Annotated in this window: 18 protein-coding genes and 1 pseudogene; 9 read left to right on the top strand and 10 right to left on the bottom strand. The window is 35.8% G+C overall.

The genetic code is table 11. From position 1 onward, the window contains the following. Positions 1-59 precede the first annotated feature (59 nt). The 3 genes from F960_RS20495 (at position 60) to F960_RS20485 (ending at position 3,518) form a co-directional block, all read left to right on the top strand. A complete protein-coding gene (locus F960_RS20495) occupies positions 60-992 on the top strand; it encodes an IS5-like element ISAha3 family transposase (RefSeq protein ID WP_004812228.1) in 933 nt (310 codons plus the stop codon). Between the two features lie 83 nt (positions 993-1,075). Beyond that, entirely contained in the window at positions 1,076-2,533 is a 1,458-nt protein-coding gene (locus F960_RS20490) for a DASS family sodium-coupled anion symporter (protein WP_004695721.1), read from the top strand. A 280-nt stretch (positions 2,534-2,813) separates the two neighbouring features. After that, the gene (locus F960_RS20485; RefSeq protein ID WP_001067783.1) at positions 2,814-3,518 is read left to right on the top strand and encodes an IS6-like element IS1008 family transposase; all 705 of its coding nucleotides are present in this window, start codon (positions 2,814-2,816) and stop codon (positions 3,516-3,518) included. Positions 3,519-3,666: 148 nt separating this feature from the next. Here the strand turns inward: F960_RS20485 and F960_RS20480 are convergent, their stop codons facing one another. Beyond that, the gene (locus F960_RS20480; protein ID WP_004812232.1) at positions 3,667-3,999 is read right to left on the bottom strand and encodes a type II toxin-antitoxin system HicB family antitoxin; all 333 of its coding nucleotides are present in this window, start codon (positions 3,997-3,999) and stop codon (positions 3,667-3,669) included. After that, a complete protein-coding gene (locus tag F960_RS20475; RefSeq protein ID WP_004812233.1) occupies positions 3,996-4,244 on the bottom strand; it encodes a type II toxin-antitoxin system HicA family toxin in 249 nt (82 codons plus the stop codon). The genes F960_RS20480 and F960_RS20475 overlap by 4 nt, the downstream gene beginning before the upstream one ends. Before the next feature lie 177 nt (positions 4,245-4,421). Here F960_RS20475 and F960_RS20470 point away from each other — a divergent pair, with 177 nt between their 5' ends. Beyond that, a complete protein-coding gene (locus F960_RS20470; protein ID WP_004786455.1) occupies positions 4,422-4,850 on the top strand; it encodes an organic hydroperoxide resistance protein in 429 nt (142 codons plus the stop codon). Between the two features lie 6 nt (positions 4,851-4,856). Beyond that, complete coding sequence (locus F960_RS20465) at positions 4,857-5,288, top strand: MarR family winged helix-turn-helix transcriptional regulator (RefSeq protein WP_000042163.1); 432 nt, start codon at positions 4,857-4,859, stop codon at positions 5,286-5,288. A 232-nt stretch (positions 5,289-5,520) separates the two neighbouring features. Here F960_RS20465 and F960_RS20460 read toward each other — a convergent pair whose 3' ends face one another. Together F960_RS20460 and F960_RS20455 are read right to left on the bottom strand one after the other, a co-directional pair. Beyond that, positions 5,521-5,748 carry a hypothetical protein gene (locus tag F960_RS20460; RefSeq protein ID WP_004812234.1) on the bottom strand — a complete coding sequence of 76 codons (228 nt, stop codon included), beginning with the start codon at positions 5,746-5,748 and terminating at the stop codon, positions 5,521-5,523. Positions 5,749-6,080: 332 nt separating this feature from the next. After that, positions 6,081-6,647: a recombinase family protein gene (locus tag F960_RS20455; RefSeq protein WP_035372832.1), complete on the bottom strand. Its 567-nt coding sequence runs from the start codon at positions 6,645-6,647 to the stop codon at positions 6,081-6,083. Between the two features lie 275 nt (positions 6,648-6,922). On the opposite strand from F960_RS20455, the pseudogene F960_RS20450 reads away from it, so the two are divergent. Continuing rightward, positions 6,923-7,759 (top strand): annotated as a pseudogene (locus tag F960_RS20450) (glycine betaine transporter); the annotation flags it as partial. A 32-nt stretch (positions 7,760-7,791) separates the two neighbouring features. Here the strand turns inward: F960_RS20450 and F960_RS20445 are convergent. The 3 genes from F960_RS20445 to F960_RS20430 all read right to left on the bottom strand — a co-directional run bounded on the left by F960_RS20445 (position 7,792) and on the right by F960_RS20430 (position 10,969). Beyond that, positions 7,792-9,201, bottom strand: a complete 1,410-nt coding sequence (locus tag F960_RS20445; RefSeq protein ID WP_004871243.1) for a TIGR00341 family protein — start codon at positions 9,199-9,201, stop codon at positions 7,792-7,794. A 78-nt stretch (positions 9,202-9,279) separates the two neighbouring features. Next, positions 9,280-10,397, bottom strand: a protein-coding gene (locus F960_RS20440) for an IS3 family transposase (RefSeq protein WP_228134754.1) whose coding sequence is annotated in 2 segments (ribosomal slippage) — positions 9,280-10,187 and positions 10,187-10,397 — 1,119 coding nt in all. Because the reading frame shifts where the segments join, the coding sequence is not laid out codon by codon here. A gap of 197 nt (positions 10,398-10,594) precedes the next feature. Further along, complete coding sequence (locus F960_RS20430) at positions 10,595-10,969, bottom strand: hypothetical protein (protein WP_004871235.1); 375 nt, start codon at positions 10,967-10,969, stop codon at positions 10,595-10,597. Positions 10,970-11,255: 286 nt separating this feature from the next. Between F960_RS20430 and F960_RS20425 the strand changes: the two genes are divergently transcribed. After that, the gene (locus tag F960_RS20425; protein WP_004871232.1) at positions 11,256-11,579 is read left to right on the top strand and encodes a plasmid mobilization protein; all 324 of its coding nucleotides are present in this window, start codon (positions 11,256-11,258) and stop codon (positions 11,577-11,579) included. Next, positions 11,576-14,425 carry a relaxase/mobilization nuclease domain-containing protein gene (locus tag F960_RS20420; protein ID WP_004871230.1) on the top strand — a complete coding sequence of 950 codons (2,850 nt, stop codon included), beginning with the start codon at positions 11,576-11,578 and terminating at the stop codon, positions 14,423-14,425. Before F960_RS20425 ends, F960_RS20420 begins: the two co-directional genes overlap by 4 nt. 1,039 nt (positions 14,426-15,464) lie before the next feature. Here the strand turns inward: F960_RS20420 and F960_RS20415 are convergent. Both F960_RS20415 and F960_RS20410 read right to left on the bottom strand, forming a co-directional pair. Next, complete coding sequence (locus F960_RS20415; protein WP_004778793.1) at positions 15,465-15,764, bottom strand: hypothetical protein; 300 nt, start codon at positions 15,762-15,764, stop codon at positions 15,465-15,467. A gap of 2 nt (positions 15,765-15,766) precedes the next feature. Next, entirely contained in the window at positions 15,767-16,405 is a 639-nt protein-coding gene (locus tag F960_RS20410; RefSeq protein ID WP_004871228.1) for an AAA family ATPase, read from the bottom strand. A gap of 394 nt (positions 16,406-16,799) precedes the next feature. On the opposite strand from F960_RS20410, the gene repM reads away from it, so the two are divergent. Continuing rightward, positions 16,800-17,747 (top strand): replication initiation protein RepM, encoded by a 948-nt coding sequence (gene repM / locus F960_RS20405; protein WP_004871226.1) that lies wholly within the window; start codon positions 16,800-16,802, stop codon positions 17,745-17,747. A 342-nt stretch (positions 17,748-18,089) separates the two neighbouring features. On the opposite strand, the gene F960_RS21995 is transcribed toward repM, so the two are convergent. Continuing rightward, positions 18,090-18,254 (bottom strand): transposase, encoded by a 165-nt coding sequence (locus F960_RS21995; protein ID WP_081401805.1) that lies wholly within the window; start codon positions 18,252-18,254, stop codon positions 18,090-18,092. Between the last annotated feature and the right edge of the window lie 424 nt (positions 18,255-18,678).

Below are 18,678 nucleotides of genomic sequence, written 5' to 3'. Positions count from 1 at the left end.
CAGATGGCTTTGTTGCACAAAGCTATTCTTGAAGGCTTCTTCAGTAATATAATTTCCAGATGAAGAAGCCTACACCTAAAATCTATCGTACAACCAATTGGTCCTCGTATAACCAAGCTTTAATCAAGCGAGGAAATATTTCAATCTGGTTTGATCCTAAGACGCAATGGTATGCACAACCACAAGGCAAGCAAGGACGAAATCAAACTTATTCCGATACAGCGATTCAATGCTGTTTAATGATCAAATCTCTATTCCGTCTTTCTTTACGTATGGTTACTGGCTTTGTTCAAAGCCTGATTAAACTCTGTGGCTTGAATTGGACAGCACCAGATTACTCCACCCTTTGTAGACGACAAAAGCATATTGATATTGCGATAAGCTATCAGAAAAGTCATGATGGGTTACACCTACTTGTCGACTCTACGGGTTTAAAGTTTTTAGGTGAAGGCGAATGGAAGCGTAAAAAACATCAGCCTGAATACCGTCGGCAATGGCGTAAACTGCATATTGGTATAGATGCTGAAACACTGCAAATACGTGCCGTTCAGCTTACTACAAATAATGTCAGTGATTCACAAGTACTAGGTGATTTACTGGATCAAATTCCACTAGATGAGCGAATAGATTCTGTCTATACCGATGGCGCGTACGACACGAAGTGCTGCAGAAAAGTGATTTCAGATCGTCAAGCACATGCAGTAATTCCACCCAGAAAGAATGCCAAGCCCTGGAAAGATTCTAAAATAAGTTCAATAGAACGAAATGAGTTACTTCAAACGGTTAAACATTTAGGCAGAACCCTATGGAAAAAATGGTCGGGTTATCACCGTCGTAGTTTGGTGGAAACCAAGATGCATTGCATCAAATTATTAGGTGATAGGCTGACGGCAAGACATTTTCAAAGTCAGGTCAATGAAATTCATGCGCGTGTGGCAGTTCTGAATAGATTTACGGAATTAGGTAGACCTCGCACCCAAGTTGTGTCTTAAATTTGAATGGATTGGGGAGAACTCAGCTTTTGAATGTTTATGCAACAAAGCCCATAATAACTATATTTTTGGAGTACGATTCAATGGGATTCAAACTCATACCAACCATAATTTCAGTATCACTTACCCTTATTATTTGGTTTCTCATTCCAATTCCGCAAGATGTTTCTGCAAATGCTTGGCTTCTATTTGCGATGTTTATTGGTGTTATTTCAGCCATTATTGGTAAAGCAATGCCTATTGGTGCAATTTCGATTATCGCGATAGCACTGGTCGCGATTACCCGAGTAACAGCAGATAACCCTAGCGATGCCATCAAAGATGCTTTAAGTGGCTTTGCTAACCCTCTTATTTGGTTGATTGGTATATCCATCATGATTTCAAAAGGGTTACAAAAAACAGGGCTAGGTGCACGACTAGGTTATTACTTTATTGCAGTTTGGGGTAAAAGAACCATTGGTATTGGCTATAGCCTTGCATTATCTGAACTCATTCTTGCACCTGTTACCCCAAGTAATACAGCACGTGGAGGCGGAATTATTCACCCTATCGTGCGCTCGATTGCAACGAGTTTTGACTCAGATCCAGAAAAAGGCACTGAAGGTAAAATTGGTAAATATCTTGCTTTGGTCAATTACCATTCAAATCCTATTACTTCTGCCATGTTTATTACGGCTACTGCACCCAACCCTTTAGTCGTTGAACTCATTGCGAAAGCGACCAATAGTCAAATCCATTTGAGTTGGACCACATGGGCATTAGCAATGGTTTTACCAGGTGTTGTTGCATTAGCATTTATGCCGATTGCGCTTTACTTTATGTACCCACCTGAAATTAAAAAAACACCAAATGCTGCACAATTTGCCAAAGACCGTTTACAAGAAATGGGTCCCATTACCTTACATGAAATGATTATGTTGGCTGTATTTGGAATTTTATTATTACTCTGGGCAGGTATTCCTGCCATGTTGTTGGGTGATATGTGGACTTTAGACCCAACTACAACCGCGTTTATTGGTTTATCACTCCTTCTGCTTACAGGAGTTTTAACTTGGGATGATGTCTTAACTCAAAAGAGTGCATGGGATACAGTAACTTGGTTTGCTGCATTGGTCATGATGGCGACCTTTTTAAATAAGCTCGGCTTAATCGCTTGGTTTTCTGGTGTTTTACAAACTAGCATTGGACAGCTTGGCTTAACGTGGGTTCCTGCTTCCATGCTTTTACTATTTGCTTATATGTACGCTCACTATATTTTTGCCAGTACTACTGCACATATTACCGCTATGTTTTCAGCATTCTACATTGCAGGTATCGCACTAGGTGCTCCTCCAATGTTCTTTGCACTGATTATGGCAGCAGCATCAAGCATTATGATGACGCTGACTCATTATGCGACAGGTACATCCCCTATTATTTATGGTTCAGGTTATACAACGCTTGGTGAATGGTGGAAAGCTGGTTTTGCTATGAGCATTATCAATATAGCTATTTTTATTGTATTGGGCGGACTTTGGTGGAAGATGCTGGGCTATTGGTAATTTAATATCTATAACAAAATTAAAATTTTATAAGTATAGTTATATCTATACAACCTGCCCCCTGAATAAGGGGGCTTTTTAATATCTGTCCATTACAGAAACTTCGTTATAATTTTACTCACTGAATAAAAATATATTTGATTAATTAGACTCGATGTCATAGACCCAATTATGCGCTTGCTTATCTGTTGTTGTTTCACAGACATAGTAGTCATGAGGCACTGTTGCAAATAGGCTGACATGATAAGCTAAATATCTTATTTATTTCGAGATACAGCAGATGAATCCCTTCCACGGTCGGCACTTTCAAGGTGAAATCATTCTTTGGGCTGTTCGTTGGTATTGTAAATATGGCATCAGCTATCGTGAACTTCAAGAAATGCTCGCTGAACGAGGCATAAATGTGGATCACAGTACAATTTATCGTTGGGTTCAGCGTTATGCTCCAGAAATGGAAAAACGGTTACGCTGGTATTGGCGTAATCCTACAGATTTACATTCATGGCATATGGATGAGACTTATATCAAAGTGAAGGGGCGATGGACTTACCTGTATCGTGCAGTTGATCAACGTGGTCATACGATTGACTTTTACCTTTCCGCTAGACGGAACAGTAAATCAGCCTATAGTTTTCTAGGAAAGATCTTCAATACGGTGAAAAAATGGCAAATTCCACGGGTCATCAATACAGATAAAGCAGCGACCTATGGCCATGCTTTATCACGATTAAAGCGAGAAGGAAAATGTCCAGTAGATATTGAGCACAGGCAGATTAAGTATAAAAATAATGTCATTGAATGTGATCATGGTAAGTTAAAGCGAATCATCAGGGCCACATTAGGATTCAAATCTATGAAGACGGCTTATGCCACAATTAAAGGTATTGAAGTCATGCGTGCACTACGTAAAGGACAAGCATCGTCATTTTATTATGGTCAGCCTCAGGGTGAAGTGTGTCTAATCAACAGGGTTTTCGGTCTCTAAGCACTTTTTAAAGGGAACATCATCGACTCAAATCTCTATTTGCAACAGTGCCCATAATACACCTTATACAAAACTAAAAATGGGAGCTTTAAGCTCCCATTTTTGCTGAGTTTTTCAATTTTTAGGTAGTAGCCTAGGCTTCAATAAATTACGCACCTAAACGCATTAACTTTTCTTGAATCGCATCACTGACAAAGGCATTTAGAGAATTACTTGATGCTAAAACCGCCTTACGGTGCAATTCAGGGCTAATACGGACATTAAAAGTGCCTTTGAATGGTTGATCAGGAGATTTTCCTAGTTCAGCACATGATTCTAAATAGCCGTCTACAGATTCCTGAAAAGCTTTCTCAAGGGCTTTTAAAGTTTCCGCTTCATAGGTGATAAGATCACGAATAAAAGCAAGTTTTCCAAATAACTCACCTGTTTCAAGATCAGGCTCAATTGTTCCGAGATAACCTTTGTATTTTAAATAGCTCATAAAAATCCCTCCTGCTTGAGTGCCTGTTTTACAGCTTTCAATGCCCCACCTTTGATTTCATTTTCAGGGTGTGGTCTATGCAGTAAAATCATATGTTCAGTTTTTTCATTAAAAAACCGAACACGAGAGCCTGCCATTTCAAATTTTTCATAGCCGAGCTGGCTCAGTAAAACGACTAAATCTTTATATGGAAACGTATTTTTTGAATTTCCAAATTTTTCCAATAACTTTTCCGTTTTACCCATATTTTAGCCCTACTCAGTTACGACTAAGTATAGTCCCCTGAAATTAAAAAATGCAACTGAATTTAGTTGCATTTCATATAACAGCCATTATGTTAAATGGAATATAAAAAACAGTTGACATAAATACATTGTGTGCAATTATATTGCATACAATGTATTTATTTAAAGGTAATCAAAATGAGTAATCTTTATTCTACCCAGGTTAAAGCAATCGGTGGACGTTCAGGAAATATTCGTAGTGAAGATGGTATCTTAGAACTAAAATTGGCTTTGCCAAAAGAATTAGGTGGTAAAGGTGATGCAACGAATCCTGAACAATTATTTGCAGCTGGCTATGCTGCATGCTTTGGAAATGCAGTGATCCATGTAACTCGTAGCAATAAAGAATATAAAATCCGTGATAACGATGTAGAGGTCCTGAGTACTGTTGGAATGGTTGCTAATGGCAATGGTGGATTTGCCTTGACAGTACACTTAGATGTCACGCTTTCAGGTATTTCACAAGCTGATGCAGAGAAAATCGTGGAACAAACGCATCAAGTATGTCCTTATTCCAATGCTATTCGAGGTAATATACAGGTGTCTACCACTGTCTATACCAAATAAAAAGCTATGTCCAAGAATCAGCTTTGCTTAGATGAGCAACTATGTTTTCCTATTTATGCTGCATCTAATTTAATCGTAAAAGCTTATCGCCCTTTTCTTACACCTCTCGGACTCACTTATCCTCAATATTTAGTGATGTTGGTTTTGTGGGAAAAAGAATGTGTAAGTGTGGGTGATCTTGGACAAATTTTACATCTTGATAGTGGAACATTAACCCCACTATTAAAAAGAATGGAGACATCTGGTCTAATTAATCGATCACGTGATCCTAATGATGAAAGACGAGTTCTTATTTCATTAAAAGATAAAGGGCGAGACTTATCTGCTGAAGCAGAAAAGATTCCTAAAGAGCTTACCAAGAACATTGAGTTTGATAACTTAAATCAATTACGAGATGAATTAAAAGTATTAGTTAATCTATTATCAGAAAGAATTTGAGACCTCTTAATATCTGATAATGGAAGCCTGTTTACTTTCAAGAATCAATTAGTTTTTCTAAAATAAACATAATACACCTTATACGAAGTCAAAAAAATATATCTATATGATAATTAATGAAATTGTAATAACTATTCATAATGACCATTATGTAAAATGGATATGATAGAAGTGTACTAGTGAGTACACTTCTATCATAAAAAAGAGAGCTGCTAGCTCTCTTTTTTATGTTTTATTCAAAATGAAGTTGATATTTATCCGTCGTAATCTTGATCTTGAGGTTCTTATATTTTCGTTTTGTGGCACTCAGGGCTGAATCTGTCACTTCTGCATAAAATTTAGGGTCATTCATTAGATCATTAAATAGTTTATATCCAATCAATAACTTACTAGATTTTTTCTTTTCCTTTAGATCATTTTCAATCAACTGATCCAATTCTTTTACAGAAAAACTATGCATATTACCCTCTATAGTATCTTTCTGATAAAACAGCATACAGACTTAGCAAGAGGATTTAAAGCTTATTAGATAATTGATATTTATGAAATTGTGAGAAAGATAATATATTAGATTTATCTATTTAAGTTAAGTTTTTCTAAAAATAACATAATACACCTTATACGAAATACTTGATATTTATCATTAAATTTCAGTATATTAGATCAAGCCGTTGTGGGGCATAGGGTACCAGAGCGGCTTTTTATTGATTATTTATGTTCCACGCTTAAAATTCGAACAATGTTTCATGATTTTTATAAGTTAAACTAAATTTAGTTGCCAATCCCAATAAGCTATTCACTAACTTGTAAATATCGGTATACCGCCTGACGACTAATCCCAAAAGCTTTTCCTAATGCCATTTTTGATGGATACTTCCCTTCCCTCCATGCTTGTCGTAAAGCTTCAGCTTGGTCAGGCTTTAGTTTATGCACCCGACCTTTGTACTTCCCCTGAGCAGAGGCGAGTTTTATTCCTTCCTTTTGCCGCTCTAAAATTATCTCACGTTCGAACTGTGCAAAAGCACCCATCAATTGCAGCATCAAATTATCCATCGGGGTGGATTCGGCCGTAAAAATAATATTTTCTTTTACAAACTGGATGGCAATCCCTCGTTTGACCAGTTTATCTACTTCAGTGACCAAATCTTTCAGGCTTCGCGCAAAACGATCCATGGAATGTACAATCACCCTGTCCCCTTCCCGGACATAGTTCAACATTTCCTGAAATTTAGGTCGGTCAGTATTTTTACCTGAAGCACGGTCAACAAAAATCCGGTCGACTTCAATTCCCTCAAGTTGACGTCCAGTGTTTTGCTCGACAGAACTTACCCGGATATACCCTACTTTTTGGCCTTTCAATTTTTCACGCCCCAATTGGATAAAAATGAACAATTTCGTAAATTATAAATCTTTAATACTAAAGTTACATGTTATTTATGATTAAAAATCATTTAAATGATACATAATTTCATGAACTTTCAGATTGTAACTTTAGGGTATACTCTATAGTTACATAAATTTAGATATTAAAAACTTCTCTCCGATAAACCCAGTACGGTTCAATGATAAGATTAACCCGTTAGGTCAGGTGGCCTAACTTAAATAAAAAAGTCTCCGACAAACCCGGTACGGTTCAAAATCATTCCAGTCTAGTATTGGCTGTAGAAAAAGATTCTTCTGTTGCCTTATTCGAATTTTTAAAGACTTTACCTCTCTCTAGTGTATCCAGTCTGGTTGCTACCCTCCTGATCTTCCTGTTTTTTGTTACTTCGGCTGATTCAGGAGCCTTGATCACAGATTACCTTACGGCTAAAACGGAGCACTCCCCTGTTTGGCAACGTTTGTTCTGGACAGCTGTGATTGCTGTTCTTTCTATTATCTTGCTGATCGTTGGTGGTTTAAGTGCCTTGCAATCTGCAGTGATCATGAGTGCCTTGCCTTTTACTTTCATTATGCTGTTATTGTGCTGGGGGTTAATCAAGGCACTACGTTTAGATGTCTTAAAAGTACAGGCCCTACAAAGTGCTAGGATCACACCACGAGCTATACAAAACCCAAGAAGCTGGCAACAGCGTCTAGGTTTAATTATGCATTACCCACATTCTAAAGCCGAAGTAACAGCCTATATTCATCAGAATGTTCATCAGGCTTTTCAGAACATAAAACATGAATTTCAGCGCCGGAATCTGGATGTTTCAATCCGTGAGGTTGATGGGGGGCTATTACTGAAAGTAGATCATCAAAATGAAATCAACTTCATCTATCAAGTCGTGGCTACTGAAACACGAGCTCCGAGTTTTATGCTCGATGACGAAAGTAGCCTCTCTCTGAAATATTACAAAGCGGAAGTTTTTCTAAAAGAAGGGGGGAAAAACTACAATGTCATGGAATGGACACAAGAAGATTTACTCCAGGACATTATTGATCAATACGAACGCCACTTGTATTTTTTAAATGTAGTCCGTAATTAAACAATCTACATAGCAGTTCAAATTAACAAGTATTAGTTTGAACTGCTATCTTTTTGATTAACAATATCTTGATTTACCAAAAAATCTAATAGTACAGCATCCGTCTTCATTCTAACCTTGAACCAATTTTCAATGCGAATTTGATCTTCACTCGATAGTGGTTCAGATGTTCTCACACTAAGTTGCAGTATTTGCTTTTGATTGGGATCAGTCGGTAAATCAATGCCTTGTCCTAGAAAAATAGAGCTTACAGTGGGATGCTGTGCACGTAGCTCTGCAAAAACATCATTTGCATTGGCAAATAAAGCATTTTTCACCCTTAATTCTTGCTGTAATTGTTTTACCTGTTCATCCTTTTGGCGCAGGGCTTCTTGTCCATTCAGATACAAATCACTCAATACCCCAGATTTTAAGGCAGTCACATCAACCTTATCATCATTGGTTTGATGCACAATAATTTTAGTTCCTTCGAGATTTGCAACAGCAAGTCTCCCTTCAATATTCTGCAACGTCGCCTGACTTAAGGGCAAACCGACTAAAGCCAACTCAATGGTCCGTGTCTTGCTATCAATTTTTGAACTGGCGACTTGTGTTTCTTTAAAGGTAAATTCTTGTGTAATGAATTTGTTGGCAGTTGATTTAAAAACTTCTTCATTAACTAATTTAGTCGCCAGATAGGCACTTGGAATTGCGGTCACCATTGCGATCATCAGCAAAGATATTTTTACACGTCTTTCTACTTTTTCGTCAGCAAAACTATGTGGCTTTAACCTTAAAATCCGGATACCGATAATAGTTGCCAAACTGATGAACACACAATTAATGGTATATAAATACAGTGCACCACCAACAAAGCTCCACTGTCCAGTTGCAATACCAAATCCAGCAGTACAGACAGGTGGCATCAATGCTGTAGCAATCGCCACCCCTGGAATAACATTTGATTTTTCTTCTCGAGTGATCCCAATGATTCCTGCCAATCCACCAAATAATGCGATGAGCACATCCCAAACGGTTGGGCTAGTTCGTGATAAAAGTTCAGATTGTGCATTATCGAGGGGTGATATCGAGAAATATAGAGTGGATACGACCAAGCTGATCAGTGTTGCAATACCTAGGTTGAAGAGTGCCCGTTTTACCAGTTTAAAGTCATAAACTGCTACACCCAGCCCCACCCCCATGATCGGTCCCATAAGTGGAGAAATTAGCATTGCTCCAATAACCACGGCTGTTGAATTGATATTTAATCCGACTGATGCAATAAAAATAGCGAATATTAAAATCCAGGGAATGGCTCCTGATAGCTCAATCCCATCACGAATACGACGCTCGATTTCATCATCTTCTGCCTTATCTGCCAGCAGACTAAAGCGATGGCGTGCACGTCTTAATCTACTTGTATAATTAAAGGAGGAGTTGTGTTTATTAGAGGTGTTGGTCAATTTAACATCCTACTTTTTATCCATCTGTGGAAAGACTGATGTGTGCTGAATTAGCAGGAGACTTTCACTTGGGAGATTCTAGGCAGCTAACCGATAAAAGTCTTCTGCCATTTGATTTGGTGTCTTAAAATCCAAGCCTTTTTGAATTCTTCGCTGATTATAAAATAACTCTATATATTTTGTAATATCCGCTTTGGCTTCTTCCCTTGTTTTGTAGTTGCGATGATGGACTAGTTCATTTTTGAGTATGCCCCAGAAACTCTCTATCGGTGCATTATCAAAGCAGTCGCCTTTTTTGCTCATTGAACCCTGAAAATCAAATTTCTCAAGTAAGTTTCGATATTCATTACTGCAATATTGGCTGCCTCTATCTGAATGTACAATGAGATCTTTAGCAGGTTTCTGATTGCGAATAGCCATATTCAATGCATCACAAACAAGCTTGGCTGTCATGCGCTCATTTAAGCTATAGCCAACAACCTGTTTCGTGTAAAGATCTTTGACAGCTGCCAAGTACAACCAGCCCTCAGCCGTCCAAATGTAGGTAATGTCACTCGACCACGCAAGATTAGGCTTCGTCATTGAAAACTGTTGCTTGAGTAAATTGTCATAAATAGAACGGTTGTGATCACTGTTCGTGGTTCTTTTGAAACGCTTATGGCGCTTACAATACAACTGATTTGATTTTTTTATTTGGCGCACAGCATACGTACTTATTTTGATACCTTGCGCTTGTAAATGCTTGGTTAATCGAACATAGCCATAGCTTTGTTTGGTTTCTTCATGGGCTATTTTGACCAAAATTGTCTGCTGATTTCGCTGAATTGATCTTTTACTCATGCCTCGCTTTAGCCAATCATAAAAGCGAGAAACGGATACACGAAGTAATCGAGCCATTAAAATAATCGGAAATAAGTGGCTTTGCGATTTCATATAGGCGTACCTCACTGACTTTCTTTGGCAAAGTACGCTGCTGCCTTTTTTAAAAATTCACGTTCCATTTCAGCTGTTTTGAGCTGTTGTTTAAGCTTCTTATTTTCTTCGAGTAAGGCGTTTAGATCGGGCGAATACTGTTTTGTGCCTGCTAAAGTTCCAGCCTTTGCTTTGTTATTCCAGTTCGAAAGGGTTTGCATTGAAATGCCAAGTTGTCTAGCGGATTCCGATACATTACCTTGGTTCTCTTCAATGGCTTTTATGGCTTCAGCTTTAAATTCTGCGGTGTAAGTCTTCTATTTCTTGCTCATGGTAAACTCCTAATGAGTATGTATAGTTTACCAAGTTAAACCCTCCTGTTTTTTAAGCACACATCATACTTTCGATGGGATCAATTGCTTTGTGTGAAGTAATTTCATATGCACTCGAATCAACTTGATCTTACTTCACATTCAATAATTTATTTTTTCTTCTTCAAAAATTCTTTTAAATTTTCTTCAGAAATACTCGTGAAATTGTTTTCTTTTAGAAAAGTCACTACTTCTTCTACAGTTGCACCAAGACTAAAAAGTTCAAGTAAGGTTTTCTTGTGTTGTGTAAGTAACTGATTACGTGTGATCGTCTTTTCATTCATTTTTTCTATATGACGAAAAAGAATATCTTCAAATTTTTTAGAATCATTGACACTATAAATTTTTTGATTTTTCTCAACAATTTTTGAATGCTTTTCTTCTTTTGTCGATACAGTTTCAGAAGTATTTTCTGTTGAGGATGTTAAATTTTTATTAGCTAGATTCTGAATATCAAGTTCTGAAACATTCTGGTCTTGTATCATGTTTTTTCCTAAGAATAAATATATAAGCCAATTTTTCTGAATATATTCTATTACAGAAATGGTAAAACTTGACCCATTTCTAATTTTTGAATTACTGAAAAATGTAACATTTTGCACTCAAAAAAAAATATAAATCATTCATTATTTTCATTAACGTCGTTAATTCACTCACTGACCATGACCACCACTAAAAAAGTACAGGATGGGACGATGTATATCACATCGTCCAGATTCACAAATCTCGAGCTCGCTTCGCTCGGTCTCAATTTGTATAAAGTAGAAAAAAATGAAAGTTAAAGCATCAAGAAATAAGCAGATCATTGTTCGTTTAACTGCAGATGAACATCAAGATATCAATGATGCCGCTAGGGCATTACAGCTCAATCAATCTGACTATATACGTAAAAAAATTTTAAGTGATGACTACAGTCAATTAATCGATCAACGTGATATTCATACGATTCGGATGATCGCAATTGTTCTCCCCAAAATATTAATTGAACTCAAAGATAAAGATTTGATCCCCGAAGAATTATGTGACATTACAGAGCTCGTGCATGAGTTGAAAATCATTGTGCGTCGACTAAATGATGAGGTGCTTAAGAGATGATTACTAAGATCATTCCAAATGTATTAGGCACTTCTGTTGAAAATCGTATCAACGGTTTATCAGACTACATACATAATCCAAATCAAACGCGTATCGACTACCTCAGTGACTATATTACTCAGTTGCATGCTAGCTTTAGTCATGAGCTCATTTCTGAAAAATGTGTCTATTCAAATTCAAGAAACTTTTTAGATGATGATATTGCATATCAAAAAATTGAAATGTCACAAACTGCCAGTCTCAATTCTAGAGTGACTGACCCAATCGTTCATCTGGTTACAAGTTTTAAAAAATTTGAAGTACCCACGATTCAACAATTAGAAGAGCAAATCGATATTTTAAGTAAACATCTCAAAGCAGATGACTTACAAATGCAGTATGCATTGCACATTGATACAGACAATGTGCATTTTCATTTGATCATTAATCGAATCCATCCCTACCGAAGGAATAATCATAATGAACATCAAGCGGTGGATCTAGCTGATGGTTGGATTTTGAATGCAGTGCATAGAGCCACTGCTGAAATTGAAGCAAAACAAGGCTGGGAACCTGAGCCAAATCCTCTGTTTATCTATAATCATGAAACTGGCCAATGTGAAAAAAACATCAACCACATATCAAATCCTGATGCATTTAAAATCAGTGCAAAGATTCGTGATCAAGAACATCGACATCAACAAAAGAGTCAGTTGCGCAATGACATTGCGACTGCAGGCAACTATCAAGATGACCTTGAAAAAACCATTCAGCCTATCCTAAAAGATGCAAATAGTTGGCAGGACTGGCATCAACAATTAGCAGGTTTAGGAATTTTGTATGAGCGAAAACGTAATGGTAGTATTTTTAAAATAAAAACTGATGATCAACAGTCTCTGACGTTTAAGGCTTCTTTATTTTGCAATAAACAAGTCACTTTAAAGAGCTTGGAAAAGCGTTGGGGGGAGTTTACACCTCATCACGCTGATCAGATCAAAATCTATCAGCCCAAATTGAATACGACAGCTCAGCACACTCCACATGAATCCTCAAAGATCTCTGCTTATCATTTATTCCAGAATGAAGACTTTTTGGTTAAGGAGCTTCATGACGCTTATCTCAAGATGAAATCAACTAAAGATGTTTATAGTCAGAATCGTCGATCAAAGTACCGGGATATCAATTTCGAGAATGAAATTTATAAAAACAATAAATCTTCTTTTTTAAAACAACTTCAGAAAAAATTTCCAGAACAGGCTTCTGATACGATTTATACTCTATTGCATTATCAACATCATACAGATCAACTGACCACCAGAGCTGAAATTAGAAAAGTATTTCTTTCCCAAAATCAAAATTTAAGCCAACAGACCTCTGAAAAGCTATTTGATCAAAATTTTTTGTCTAGAAACTTTGATTCAACCCAAATTACCTCTTATGCTGATTTTTTAAGATTTGTCTCACCCACAAATCCTCTATTGATACAACAACAATTTCTATTCGATCAACGTCAGTCTAAAAATTTTATTTATCAAGAAAACCCAGAAATCAAGACTGCCAAAATTTTGTTTGATTCGAATGATCCTAAAGAGCCCATTGGCATTCAGAATAGATATGGGATTCTGGTCTTTAGTAATTATTCAATCACCCGATTACAGCAATGTTTAAAGAATTTACATCCCGAGCATGAAGTATCAGTTCGAGGATCATCAGATTTTAAAAACTTATTTAAGATGCTGTCCAAACATAAATCCAATGAAATTCAAGATACAAACAAAAGTAGAACTCTGCCTGCTCTCTCAGAATTATCATTAGAGCAACTCCAAATTGCCTTCAAGCAACTCTATCAACATTTTAAAACAACAGGCGAATGCAAAAGCACAGCACTGATCAAAACTGGTTTACTTCTGAACTGTTGTGGCATCAAACTGAGCCAGCTCACATCTATTTTAGCAACATGTATTCAAAAGCATCAATTGCCTCAGCTTAATCAAGACGATCAGAGTATCTTGATAGAAAGGCTGCATAACCTGATCTATACACAAGCTTCAAAATTAAATAAAAAATATTTCAACTCAAATGACATCGAGCAAACCTGGCAATTATATTTTTCTTTACAACATCAGCCTATGATCAACGAAAAATGCCATACCCTTGTTATAACCAACGATGCTTCGCAACATTTGAAAGACCTAACACTTATACCTAAAAATAAAGTGAACAAATCCTATCAACAGACAGAATCTTTATCTGAACTAGATTACTTACAGATGTTTGAGTTTTACGAATACAGTAGAAAAGCTAAGCTACAAAAACAACAGGAATTAGAGCGGAATAATATCTTCACGAGGCCAAAAGAAACATTGAAAGATTCTGATCAAATTTTACAGTCAGCTTCCCCTATTAAAAAATATCGTATCGAATACAGATTTGGAGAAACATTTTATATCGATCAAGAGAAAGTCGCTTTTTTTGAAAGCAAAAAAACTTTAGATATTACAGTAGTCAGCCAACAGCTTGACCATATTCACGATGCCTTATTATTAGCTAGAGATAAATTTGGGGTTGTATTGGTCTCTGGTACAGATGACTTTAAAAGACAGGTGCAAGAAATTGCACGTGCAACAAATATAAGAATCGAATTTGACCACCCATTAGTAATAGATCGTCAAGTTGAAAGCTCAGCGAACGACAAGATAGATCACAATATTGTGCACCAAATAAATGAGCACAAGACTGTTATTCATAATTCCCCTCCAACATCACCAACTAAAGAAGATCACCCCCTCCCTATCGATAATATAACATTAGACGAAAACTCTAAGAGCCTAAACCGTACCACTGATAGCTATGATTTTGGTTTCTAATATTCTTAAATAGAATGTAGGAAGAATGAATAATTTTCTAAAAAAACTAGATTTTTCATCTTTATTGAGTTATAAAATCAATAGCCCCCTAGTTTTATAACAGACTAGTTGGTTAGCTAGAATTAAGGCTAGCGGGAGAAAGTCACTCTTATTTAAAGACATGAAAGGATAACTCGTTTTTTACGTGTTTTTCGTGTGCTCTAAATAAGGTTAAATAGTGAAATCTTCGCAACTATACAATACATTTCTTCTTAATATTCTTGATAAATTGGTTCACAATTCATCGGATAGCTTTACTGTCTCTTTTATTAATATAAATAATTCTAAGATGTTAGAAATATTTTGTGACTCTCTTCTTTCATTTCATTTTTTTGGATACAAGTATATCGGTAATAAATACTATAAAGTACATAATGGTTTAATTTTTAGCTACACCGTAGACCACGGGAAAAAAATTATTACTTTTAAATGTGATTTGAAAAAAGAAATATCTGAGTTGGACTTAATCACTAAAAAATTGTATTTAAATCGAATATTATTCAATAGCAATTAAAATTAAAAATAGTCAAATTAATTCTGAAAAGTTAATTTAACTATTTTTTCGTTATTTCTTTTGTAAGTGTCCGCTGAACACACCTTATGAATTCATCCTATAAGCCTTAATTTAGTCCCCACTTAAAAACAAGTGGGAACTAAAATTTATGACTACAAATGGCTTTGTTGCATAAATATGTAAGCATCTGATTTAAATAAATTTAATTTTAGATCAAAAAAATAGTCAAAACTCTTAAAATCATGTAGTTATGAAATCTTTGTGCAACAAAGCCACTACAAATCACCAGACATCCATCGCATCTCTTGCGAAAACGAAGAACATACGTTGTGGTAGCCCATGAATTAACAGTGGCATAAATCTAAAAATTAAATTTTAATATATTATGAAGTTATGAAGTTATGAAGTTATGAAGTTATGAAGTTATGAAGTTATGAAGTTATGTTATTTAATCTTATAGATTAAATAACCTGTTCCCTTCTCATTTTATTTAAAACTTTTATCAACTAGTTGCTTAAAATCTTCTAAATTCTGCTCTGCCAGTGATTCTAAAGCTATTCTTACAATACTAGATCTGTTAACACGAGCATTATTACTTTTGATAATTAACTCATCGATTAACTCACTTAATTCTTGATTTAAAGAAAAGGTACAACGAACGAATTTCTTTTGTGAAACTTCTAGGTCCTTAACTCTTTTATCAGCTCCAGATATAAAGTTTTCAACCAGTTTATCTTGATCCGAAAGATCGTCAGTTTTCTTTTTTAAACCGCTAAGACCTGCCATAATTACACTCCTAAAAACTCTTGAGCTATCCCTTCAATCTCTGCTTTTGCCTTTGGATCACTTGTTACTTCAAAAACAGATAAGCCATTTTCATCTGCATCATCATAAACATTTCGGTTTGTCGTGATTTGGTCTAAGGCTTTTATTCCAAACGATACACAGGCTTCTTTAGCATCTAAAATTCGCTGTACTTGTGACGGTAATGTTGGGCATTGTGTAATGATTGCTCTGGCATTCAAATCTGGATTCACTGCTCGTGCCAGTTTTAATACTTGTTCCATATGATCCAAAGTCTTTAGATCTCTACGTTTAGGTCTAAAAGGCAATAGCATATGTGTTGCTATAGTCATAGCAGAGCGCAATGCTTCTGAATCTTGCCCACCAGCATCAATGATAATATCTTCATATCTTTTTGATAAATCTTTTAAAACTTGACGAATATTGCCTGAAGCTTGTACAGATGGGATATTTTTCAAATCCTCATTCTCATCACGTTCTTTAATCCAGTCAGTTGTTGTACCTTGAGGATCTGCATCTAGAAGTAGAACATCTCTATTCTTGGTTTGTAAATAAACAGCTAAGTTTTGTGCAAGGCAGCTCTTACCAGCTCCGCCTTTTTCACCACCTACTAAAATAATCATAAGTTATGTAAGTTACGTAATTATGTTGAAAATAATGTATAAGTTTTTATCTCCTAAATCAACTATTGTGAAAAAGAAAGTTAAAAATAAAGTTATCCACAAATAATGCTCCTTTTTTAATTTTATATATATTTTTAAATTTATATTTTATAGGTTTCTTGTATCCCTTGTAGTGTATATCTTTGAGAGGATTTAAATGGACATTTTCCTGACAATAAGTGGACATTTTCCTTGATCTAAATGGACGTTTTCCTGACAATAGGTGGACGTTTTCCTTGATCTAAATGGACGTTTTCCTAACATAAATGGACGTTTTCCTGATATAAATAGATCTTTCATTAGTTGACATTAAGTGTTAATGTCAACTAATAGTATTTGTTTCTCTGACCACAACATGGCAAATGTAATTTATAAAGATAATAACTTGATTGAAGCATCTTATGCGTTGACTCTGTCAGAACAACGCTTAATTTTAGTTGCAATTATTGCAGCCCGGGAAATTGAAAAAGAGCTTACATCGGATACATTGCTAACAATACACGCATCTGAATATATGAAGCACTTTAATTTAGGTCGCCAAGCTGCCTACGAAGCTCTTCAGGGAGCGTGTGATAACTTATTTGAACGTAGACTCACCTATAAGGCCATAGATCCTGTTACAGGTAAGCCTGCGGTTTATAAAAGCCGTTGGGTATCAAAAGTTGGCTATGTTAAAGAAGCGGCATGCGCTCAATTAATTTTTGCTCCTGATATTTTACAGCTTTTTGTAAAACTTGAAGAAAAGTTTACTCGTTATGAGTTAAAGCAAATTTCTCAATTATCTAGTGTATACGCTATACGGCTGTATGAACTTTTGATTAGATGGCGTAGCAAAGGCAAGCTATATATTAGTATGGTTGAATTGCGTGATAAGTTAGGTCTACTTGAAAATGAATATAAAACCATGGGAGATTTCAAAAAGCGTGTATTGACGGTTGCCATAGATCAAATTAATAAACTTACTGATATTGACGTTAGTTACGAGCAGAAAAAAGAAGGAAGAACAATTACACATATCGAATTTTCTTTTAATCAAAAAGCTTCCTTAATTGTTAATGATAAGGTACTGGAACAGACATATCAGCTGACACCAAAACAATCTATATTTTTCGCTCAAAAATTGTGTGACCTTATCAAATATCCCGAATTCGGGGGAAAATATGCCAATGTAGGCGAGGAAATCGAAGCGTTTAAAGAAAGGATTTCACTTGAACTTCTCGACCCTCAAAAGGTAAAAAAGTATTATTCTGACTTGTTAAAAGTGGGCTATAAAGAAAAATATAAATCAGAAAAGTTATCGTAACCTGAATGATAAAAATTCTTATTTTGAACACTACCAACCTATAGGAAAAATTTAGTCTGTCCTAGTAATGAATAACGCTAAATTTGCAGACTGTAATATTTGAAGTGAGGAGCAGACCTAAGCTTCACTGCCACAGATCATAGACTTCAAATGATGAGCTATTTTGATTCTTGGATGCTTTCAAATAAAGAGCATGGCATGTGCGATATGTATTTTTTGCCTGAGCAATTCCTAAGAACTTCTACGCTTTTTCATCCAAACCTTTACTGAAGCTGTTTGATATTTTTAACAGCGCATTATAGTCAATCACACTGAAGACCTACGCATTGGTTTTCACGGCAGTTACTCCAGCATCCTACATAATAAATTTGGCGAAATGCCATACAGTCTGATAAGAGAAGAAACAGATGAGCCTGGTTGCATGGTCATAGCAATAAATTGGGCTTTTTCGTGAGCTGAAAAACGCTGACGACACTGAACTGATTTAATAACTTCAATACGTTCCATAGAACACTTCTTAACTCTAGTGCTATGACTAGGTCTTAATTGAGAAGTGTCCGTTTTAACTGGAGCTATTACATAAACCGCCAGGGATTGATCTGTAATGAACATAAAGCTATAGACTTACTTAACTTACTTAACTTACTTAACTTACTTAACTTACTTAACTTACTTAACCTTAATTTATATAACCTCCAAGAGATTTATGGGATGGGAAACTACTTCCTGTCGTTTTTGTCAGGGATTTGTCCATATATGTCCATATATGGAAGTGCATTGTTAAGAATTAAAGATTTCTCTGACCAGAAGACAGCCAAGGACTGATCTGTTATGAATATAAAGTTACATAACTTACGCAACTTATGATCTTATGTAACCCTGAAGAGAGTTATGAGATTGAAAACTCTCCCTATATTTCTTGTCAGGGATT

Source organism: Acinetobacter gerneri DSM 14967 = CIP 107464 = MTCC 9824 (assembly GCF_000368565.1).
In the GTDB taxonomy this organism is placed as follows: domain Bacteria; phylum Pseudomonadota; class Gammaproteobacteria; order Pseudomonadales; family Moraxellaceae; genus Acinetobacter; species Acinetobacter gerneri.
Note: the sequence above shows the minus strand (reverse complement) of the source record. Positions and strands in the feature narration are given on the sequence as shown.